Raw genomic sequence first — 8,424 nt, forward strand, 5'->3', positions numbered from 1 at the left:
TATTCTATTTGTCAAAAAACAAATAAAATATTAAGGAAATAATTTTGAGAGAGTTAAAATTCCGTTCGCGTTAAATTTATCGGCGTTTTCTGGTCATATCTACCCGCAAAAAGATGAACAAGAGAATCGTAAATCCTAAAAGAGAAGAACCTCCATAACTGAAAAACGGAAGCGGAATACCAATAACAGGCGTCAAGCCTATAACCATTCCTACATTGATGGTGAGGTGAAATAAGAATATGGAAGCCACACTGTAGCCATATACCCGCCCAAAGGCATCGCGCTGCCTTTCGGCCAGATAAAACAGCCGCAATATAAGAAACAGATAAAGCAGCAGAACCACGGCCGACCCAACAAAACCTTTTTCTTCGCCTACCGTACAGAAAATAAAATCGGTGTCTTGCTCGGGCACATATTTCAGCTTGGTTTGCGTTCCGTTCAGGAAGCCTTTTCCCGTAAACCCACCGGATCCGATTGCTATTTTCGACTGATTCACATTATAACCGGCTCCCATAAGGTCGTCTTCCATACCCAGCGAAACCTTAATACGCATCTGCTGGTGCGGTTGCATCACATCGTTAAACACGTAATTTATAGACCCCACAAACAGTAAACTACTTATAGCAAAAACACCTACAAACAGATAACTTTTGTTCCATGTACGTATCCCCATAACAATAGCATATACCAGTAGCGCGGCAAATGCTATTATGGCAATCATGCCCCAATCCAACGGTATAAACAGCGAAATAAGATACGACAAACCGAATATAGCGGCAGCACCTAAAAGAATATTCCTTGCCGAGGCATAATCCTTTTTGTAGGCTATTACCAAACAGGCCGATATAAGGATAATCAGTATGATGGAAATAAATTCGCCCTGCGTTATCATCCCAACCTCGACGTCCGAAAACTTGAGACCTATAACAAAGAAAATAACAGCACACAATCCGGCTATAAGCACCATACCCGGTAAACCCTCCCTGTACAATACCAAAATAAAAGCAACGTACACTAAAGCCGAACCTGTTTCCTTCTGAAGCAGAATCAGCACCAAAGGTAAGAGAATCATACCCGAAAGTACAGCCAGGTTTTTGGGCGTCATCAGCTTAAAATTATAACTGCTCATAAAGTGAGCAATAGCCAAAGCAACGCCGAATTTAGCGAATTCGGCAGGCTGCAAACGGATAGAATCTGTTATTACAAGCCACGAGCGCGAGCCTTTTATATCTTTTGCCACAAAAATGGTGACTATCAGCAGCAATATACATATAGCATACACAAAATAGGCAAAAACATCGTAAAGGTTACTATCCAGCTTCAGCAACACAAAAGCAAGTACCGACGATATTCCTATCCAAACGAGCTGCATCCCTGCCCTACCCGACAAATCGAAGATACTCAACACATGGTCGTACTGATAGCTGGCAGCATAAATGCTGAACCATCCACAAAAAACCATAACAAAATAAAGCGCAACAACGACCCAGTCTACACTTGCCTTTATCTTATCGTCGGGTCTTCTATATGTATAATTGCTAATCATTCCTGAAACCATTTTTATAGTTATCAAACGGCGATATAAGATGAGCATTAGCCATATTGACCTCTATATGCTTATCGCTGGGCGGAACTTCTTTTTTCAGGTATTTCTGTAACATCAACCTACCTATGGGCACAGCATACGTTGCGCCAAAACCGGCATTCTCGATGAAAACAAAGATGGCAACCTTAGGCTGATCCATAGGAGCAAAGCCCATAAAAATGGAGTGGTCTTTACCATGCGAGTTTTGGGCAGTACCTGTTTTTCCGCAAACAACAACATCCGGAATATTTGTTCCACGGCATGTTCCTCCGGTCACAGCCATTCGCATTCCGTTGGCTATATTCTGGTAGTAAGACCGTTCGATACCGGTAATACGTTTTTTTGTATATAATGTGTCTAAGGACGCGCCTTTTATATTTTTCACGATATGGGGTTTATAGTAATATCCCCTGTTTGCTATCGTTGCAGCCAGATTGGCCACTTGCAAAGGCGTTGCCAGCACCTCTCCCTGCCCAATGGCAATAGATATTACGTTTTGGGCATACCATTTTTCCGTCTTAAAGTTTTTCGAGTAGTATTTGCTGTTGGGAATAAATCCCCGGTTTTCTGATGGCAAATCCACCCCCAGTCTATAGCCAAAGCCCATATCTACCAGATGGTCTTTCCAAGTATCGAATGCTTCAAGAATGTTCAAATATTTTTTCCGGTTGTTAAGCATGGCGCTCAATCCGTAGCAAAAATACGAGTTACATGATGTTGCGATGGCCGGTTCGAGGGGTAAAGGCGAAGGGTGTCCGTGACAGGCAGGACGGCCACCACCGGCAGGATAACCATGATAACAGGGGTACGATGTAGAAGGTTGTATTATGTCCTCTTGTAAGAAAATCAGCCCTTGCGTTGTTTTAAATGTCGATCCCGGAGGATATGTTCCTTGTATTGCCCTGTTGAAAAGTGGTTTATGCGGATTATTAGCCAACAACTGAAAGTTACTGCCAAACTCACGCCCCAGTAACAGCGAAGGGTCGTAAGTGGGAGCCGAAACCATACATAAAATCTCGCCCGTTGAAGGCTCAATCATAACAATGCTACCTCGTTTCCCTTGCATCAGGTATTCGCCATACGCCTGCAAATCGATGTCTATACCTAAAGTAATGTCTTTGCCGGATACGGGCTTCACATCATGTTTGCCATTCTCATACCGGCCTTGTATGCGTCCGCGCGCATCACGGAGCAGTATTTCCACACCTTTTTCTCCACGTAAATTTATTTCGTGCGAACGTTCTACTCCCGATTTCCCTGCATAGTCGCCCCGCGAATAATAGCTATCTTCTTCCATAGCTGTTTTGCTGACTTCGGCCACATAGCCCAACACCTGTGCAGCATTTGGATAACTATATTGCCGCAAGGCTCTTTTCTGAATATCAAAACCGGGAAATTTATATAGCTTCTCCATAAAAAGCCCATATTCCGCAAGGGTAAGCTGCGTCATGAAGGTTTGCATCGTGTACGATGAATATCCGGGATTGAGACGCCGGTCTTTGATGTCGGCAAATTTTTTAAGCAGTTGCTCTTTTGTTATATTCAGTATATTGCAAAAGTCGAGTGTATCGAAGGGTTGCACTTCGCGCGGAATATATACAATATCGTATGTTGGTTGGTTAAATACCAACATTTTACCTTTGCGGTCGTAGATTGTGCCCCGTGCCGGATAGATTGTTTTTTTGAAAAAAGCGTTATCGTCGGCAAAGTTCTTATATTCGTTTTTTATTACTTGTAAATAGAACAGACGGGATATGAGTATCAGCACAATAAGGCATGTTACTCCACCAATCACATATTTACGTTTTTCATAAAAATTCTTGTTTTTCACACTATTTTCTTTTTAGACGAAAAACCTTCTATTGCTAATATCAATATACAAGTCAGGGCAGACGATAATACTATCCTCAATAAAACAATATCAATATTCTGATAAGAAAACGATTCTATCAGTAATAAAGCCACATGGTGCAGCAAAACCATAGTGACCATATATTTTGCAAAATCGAGATTGAGTAACGATAAGCTCGGAACAAACGAATCGTGATCTTCCCTTTGGAAAAACAAGTTCTGAATACTTTGTGCAAAGAAAGCCACAAAGGTTGTAGCGGCTGCATTCACACCGGGGGTATTACAAAACACATCGATAGTAAAACCCATTATAAAACCAAGCAAAGTTGCGTAATAGCGGTTTATACCTATCGGCAGTTTTATGATAAAATAGATATATAGAAACGGCGTAGCATACCCCAGAAAAGAAATCTGGTTCAGCACCAATACCTGAAGCAATACAAGTATAACAAACAGGAGCGATAATTTTAAAAAGTTACTGGCCATTATCTGTCGTTTGCGTTCATTGATTTTTCCAACTCAAGGCGTTCCTGCCCTTTCTTATTATCGAGTATAAATACATTCGACAGTGATGAAAAATCGGTAGCCAAACGAACCCGCAGCGAAATAAAATTATCGTCGCTTTCTTTGTACGCTTTTTCTATTTTACCGATAATCACACCTTCCGGAAAGAAACTCGAAAATCCGCTTGTTACGATAGTATCGCCTTTTTGCCATTTTTCGTGACGGGGAAATCCGTTTAAGTTGGCATAACGGTAATCGTTCCCCTCCCACACCAGCGTACCCGGATTGTTGGTTCCTTTTATTTTACAACTCAGCTTGTTTTTAGAGTTTAGTATAGGCTGTACGATAGAATAATTGGGCGATACCTTCACCACGATGCCAATCACCCCCAATGGAGATACAACCCCCATTTCGGGCTTTACGCCGTGATTAGAACCTTTGTTTACGGTTATTGTATTATCAATTTTATTAACACTGTTATTCTCTACATGCGCCACAATTACATCATAATCGTAACTCCGTAGAGAATCAGCTACAAAGGGGTTTATCTTTACCGAATCGGATTGCAGTGTTGTAATATATTTTTCCATAGCCCACACCTTCTTTTGCAATTCCGAATTCTGAGCCAACAATTCTTCGTTGTCGGTTTTCAGCCCAAAATAAGAACGTACTGTTCCGGAAATAGAATAAACCCTTCCAACAATTTCGTTAGAAGAGTTTAAATATATACTCCGTTGATATGAATTACCTTGGAAAATAAAGTAGAAGCAGATTATCTCAAGAAAAATAAAGAAAAACCATGCTCCGTTCTTTATTAGGAATGCAATCAGATTGCGCATAAATCATCGTCGATTTTTTGTCTGATAAAAAAAACGTTATCGCATAAGGAAACTAAACTTATCAATATTTTTCAGTGCTATCCCTGTACCTTTAGCAACAGCATGCAAGGGGTCTTCCGCCACATGGAAAGGAATACCGATGCGGTCGTAGAAACGCTTACTAAGGCCTCTCAACAATGCACCTCCGCCTGTCAGGTATATTCCGTTCTTAACAATATCGGCATAAAGCTCCGGCGGGGTTTGCTCCAAAGCGCTAAGGATAGCCGAATCCATCTTAGAGATAGATTTATCTAAACAGTGCGCTACCTCTTGGTAGCTCACAGGCACATCCATCGGCAAGGAAGTCATTCTGTTAGGTCCATGTACAATGAACTCTTCCGGTGCTTGCTCGGTTGGCAGTTCGGTAAGGGCAGAGCCGACAGCAATTTTAATTTTCTCGGCCGTGCGTTCACCTACCTTTATATTGTGCTGACGACCCATGTATTCCTGGATATCTTCCGTCAGGTCGTCGCCCGCAATTTTTATAGACTTATTGGATACAATTCCTCCCAGCGATATAACAGCAATCTCGGTTGTACCGCCACCTATATCAACAATCATGCTTCCTTCGGGGGCTTCAACATCAAGACCGATACCCAAAGCAGCAGCCATAGGCTCGTAAATCATATAAACATCACGCCCTCCGGCATGCTCGGCCGAGTCTCTGATGGCACGGGTTTCTACCTCGGTACTACCCGAAGGGATACAAATAACCATCCTCAAAGAAGGAGAGAACAACCGGCGTTTATTATTGTTTATCATCTTAATCATGCCCCTTATCATATGTTCGGCTGCCGTAAAGTCGGCAATCACGCCATCGCGTAAGGGTCTGATTGTACGTATATTTTCGTGAGTTTTGCCATGCATCTGACGAGCTTTTTCGCCAATAGCAATCAATTTATCGGAACGTCTTTCGAGCGCAACGATAGACGGTTCGTCCACCACAATCTTATCATTGCAAATGATGATAGTGTTGGCTGTACCTAAGTCCATCGCTATTTCTTGAGTGAAAGAGAATAAACCCATATTGTTCTTGATATTATTTTTGTATATGTATATTTTACTTCAGTATTGTTAATGCTTAAAGTGACGAACCCCTGTTGTCACCATCGAAATGTTGTGCTCGTTACAATAATCGACCGACAACTTGTCGTTTACAGACCCTCCGGGCTGAACAACAGCTGTAACTCCTGCCTTATCGGCAATTTCCACACAATCGGGGAACGGGAAAAACGCGTCCGATGCCATTACCGCACCTTGAAGGTCAAACTTGAATGAGTGAGCCTTCTCTATGGCCTGACGTAAAGCATCTACACGAGAAGTCTGCCCTGTTCCACCGGCACAGAGTTGTTTGTTCTTCACCAGAATTATGGCATTCGATTTTGTGTGCTTCACCAACTTATTTGCAAAGATAAGGTCGTCAGTTTCTCCCTTTTGCAGAGGCCGGTTTGTTACCAGTGTAAAGTCTGCCGCTGTTTGCGTACTCAAATCTTTGTCCTGAACAAGAACACCGTTAAGCAACGAGCGGAATTGCTTTGTTCCTTTTGGCGATTGTTTCTGAACAAGTATTATTCTGTTTTTCTTTTGTTGCAATACTTCAAGGGCGTCCTTGTCGTATGCCGGAGCAATTATTATTTCGAAAAATATATTATTGATTTCGGTTGCTGCGGCAATGTCAATCTTCTGGTTAGAAACAATAATACCGCCAAAAGCCGATACGGGGTCGCCCGCCAAAGCCGCAGCCCAAGCCTCGGCAACAGTACCGCGCGATGCTATTCCACAAGCATTGTTATGCTTCAAGATAGCAACCGTAGTTTCGTCAAATTCCGCAATGAGATTAATGGCCGCTTCAATATCCAACAGATTGTTGTAAGATATTTCACGTCCGTGAAGTTGGTCGAACATCTCATTGAAGTTGCCGAAAAATGCTCCACTTTGGTGAGGGTTCTCGCCATAACGCAAGGCTTTTTTGTCGTCAACAGCACAACGGAATGCCGATTGCTGGTCAGTATCGAAATAATTGAATATCGCCGAATCGTATCCCGATGAAACCGCGAACGCCTCTTTTGCAAACCATTTGCGATCGGCCAAATCAGACTCGCCATTTTTCTCCTTCAACAGTTTTGCCAAAGGTTGGTACTGATTTTTAGAAGCCACAATAATGACATCGTTAAAGTTCTTGGCAGCCGCTCTGATAAGCGAAATACCGCCTATATCAATCTTTTCGATAATATCTTCGTCGGACGCACCCGAAGCAACCGTATCTTCGAAAGGATACAGGTCTACAATAACAAGGTCTATTTCGGGGATTTCATACGTTTTTATCTGTTCGTTATCTTCCGCCAATTCCCTGCGGCACAATATACCTCCAAATACTTTGGGATGAAGGGTTTTTACCCTGCCGCCCAAAATAGAAGGATAGCCGGTTAAATCTTCCACAGCATCGCACTCAAAACCTAAAGATTCTATAAAACTCCTTGTCCCGCCTGTCGATACGAAACGGACTCCAAGACTATTTAAGTTTTTTAAAATTTCATCCAATCCATCTTTATGATAAACTGATACTAACGCTGTTTTGATTCTTTTTTGTGACGACATACTTTAATTTTATTCTTAACTTTTTCAAGTTGACAAAGATATAAAATCTAATCTTTATTCCGTATGCCGAATCCTAAAAGATTTTACTAAAAACCTATAACCCGTAGTGTATTTAGGCAATCCATACTTTTAAATTGTTAATATTATTGTTATTCAATTTGTTAATAAGTTGTATAATTGGTCACAGAGTTGAGGAAACAGTGTTTCAATGCGTTTTTTGGATTTACGGAAGATAAAAATTTGTGACTTATAGTCTTTCTGATTTTTGCGCATTGGAATTTCAAATCTGATTTGATTTGAAGAGAATAAACCTCTTTGATAATCAATACTTAAATAGGGCTCGCACTGTAAGGCACATTCCATGAATATTGAGCCGACAGTTTCCTACCACCGTGGGTATATTCGTAGTATATCACCTCTACGGCCAGATCGTTATTGGCATCTATGCGCCGTGGCATGTCATTTTTAATAGGCCACTTAATGCTTAATCTCCCTTCTCATTGGATTTTTATAATCTTTCCATAAACATAGTCCAACTAAACTAGGTGTTGTATATAAAATATACGAAAATTTACGGAAAGAGATAAAAGTACCATTATAGTTAATTCCCGCATTAATATCCCCAGGTAAATATTTTTCAGATTCAATTTTTTCTCTATACCAGGATGTATCTATTTGTTTCAAAACTAAAGGGTATGATTGCTCCACTTCAATAGTCTTTTTACATAGAGAATCGGATGTAAAATCATCTTTTGATAAAATAATGTATGCTACCCCCAAACGCTCAGCCTCTATTATATAAACAGAGTCATAACCCATTCATTATATAATTCTTTAAATTCATTTTTGGATGCATTCCCTCTTTGATTTCCTTTATAATACCTATGATACCATCTTTGAAAATCTGTTGGATATCAGGGCAACCGCATCAAAATTTCATCATAATTTGTAGAAATGTTATCTTCGTCTCATGAATACATTAATCTCTCCCTATTTTGCTGAAGTTAC

The 8,424-nt window shown here is 40.9% G+C and carries 8 protein-coding genes and 1 pseudogene; all 9 read right to left on the reverse strand.

Annotation, left to right across the window (positions count from 1 at the left end; genetic code table 11):
- Nucleotides 1-76 precede the first annotated feature (76 nt).
- Nucleotides 77-1,546 carry a rod shape-determining protein RodA gene (gene rodA / locus M2132_RS09225; protein WP_280673075.1) on the reverse strand — a complete coding sequence of 490 codons (1,470 nt, stop codon included), beginning with the start codon at nucleotides 1,544-1,546 and terminating at the stop codon, nucleotides 77-79.
- Nucleotides 1,539-3,416 (reverse strand): penicillin-binding protein 2, encoded by a 1,878-nt coding sequence (mrdA, locus tag M2132_RS09230; RefSeq protein WP_280673076.1) that lies wholly within the window; start codon nucleotides 3,414-3,416, stop codon nucleotides 1,539-1,541. Before mrdA ends, rodA begins: the two co-directional genes overlap by 8 nt.
- Nucleotides 3,413-3,922 carry a rod shape-determining protein MreD gene (gene mreD / locus M2132_RS09235; RefSeq protein WP_280673077.1) on the reverse strand — a complete coding sequence of 170 codons (510 nt, stop codon included), beginning with the start codon at nucleotides 3,920-3,922 and terminating at the stop codon, nucleotides 3,413-3,415. Before mreD ends, mrdA begins: the two co-directional genes overlap by 4 nt.
- Nucleotides 3,922-4,779 (reverse strand): rod shape-determining protein MreC, encoded by an 858-nt coding sequence (gene mreC / locus M2132_RS09240; protein ID WP_280673078.1) that lies wholly within the window; start codon nucleotides 4,777-4,779, stop codon nucleotides 3,922-3,924. The genes mreD and mreC overlap by 1 nt, the downstream gene beginning before the upstream one ends.
- Before the next feature lie 36 nt (nucleotides 4,780-4,815).
- Entirely contained in the window at nucleotides 4,816-5,844 is a 1,029-nt protein-coding gene (locus tag M2132_RS09245) for a rod shape-determining protein (protein ID WP_280673079.1), read from the reverse strand.
- A 48-nt stretch (nucleotides 5,845-5,892) separates the two neighbouring features.
- The gene (purH, locus tag M2132_RS09250; protein ID WP_280673080.1) at nucleotides 5,893-7,416 is read right to left on the reverse strand and encodes a bifunctional phosphoribosylaminoimidazolecarboxamide formyltransferase/IMP cyclohydrolase; all 1,524 of its coding nucleotides are present in this window, start codon (nucleotides 7,414-7,416) and stop codon (nucleotides 5,893-5,895) included.
- A gap of 177 nt (nucleotides 7,417-7,593) precedes the next feature.
- Nucleotides 7,594-7,749: pseudogene (locus M2132_RS09255) on the reverse strand (IS982 family transposase); the annotation flags it as partial.
- Entirely contained in the window at nucleotides 7,746-7,874 is a 129-nt protein-coding gene (locus M2132_RS09260) for a hypothetical protein (RefSeq protein WP_280673081.1), read from the reverse strand. The pseudogene M2132_RS09255 and the gene M2132_RS09260, both read right to left, overlap by 4 nt.
- Nucleotides 7,875-7,893: 19 nt before the next feature.
- On the reverse strand, nucleotides 7,894-8,235 hold the full coding sequence (locus tag M2132_RS09265; RefSeq protein ID WP_280673082.1) for a hypothetical protein: 342 nt from the start codon (nucleotides 8,233-8,235) through the stop codon (nucleotides 7,894-7,896).
- Between the last annotated feature and the right edge of the window lie 189 nt (nucleotides 8,236-8,424).

Origin of the sequence: Dysgonomonas sp. PH5-45 (genome assembly GCF_029893235.1) — a bacterium.
GTDB lineage: Bacteria > Bacteroidota > Bacteroidia > Bacteroidales > Dysgonomonadaceae > UBA1309.

Excerpts from the sequence above, each read along its gene's own strand:
- M2132_RS09265 (WP_280673082.1), bottom strand. The coding sequence starts at position 8,235 with ATGGGTTATGACTCTGTTTATATAATAGAGGCTGAGCGTTTGGGGGTA.
- rodA (WP_280673075.1), bottom strand. The coding sequence starts at position 1,546 with ATGATTAGCAATTATACATATAGAAGACCCGACGATAAGATAAAGGCA.
- purH (WP_280673080.1), bottom strand. The coding sequence starts at position 7,416 with ATGTCGTCACAAAAAAGAATCAAAACAGCGTTAGTATCAGTTTATCAT.
- mreC (WP_280673078.1), bottom strand. The coding sequence starts at position 4,779 with ATGCGCAATCTGATTGCATTCCTAATAAAGAACGGAGCATGGTTTTTC.
- M2132_RS09260 (WP_280673081.1), bottom strand. The coding sequence starts at position 7,874 with ATGCCACGGCGCATAGATGCCAATAACGATCTGGCCGTAGAGGTGATA.
- M2132_RS09245 (WP_280673079.1), bottom strand. The coding sequence starts at position 5,844 with ATGGGTTTATTCTCTTTCACTCAAGAAATAGCGATGGACTTAGGTACA.
- mreD (WP_280673077.1), bottom strand. The coding sequence starts at position 3,922 with ATGGCCAGTAACTTTTTAAAATTATCGCTCCTGTTTGTTATACTTGTA.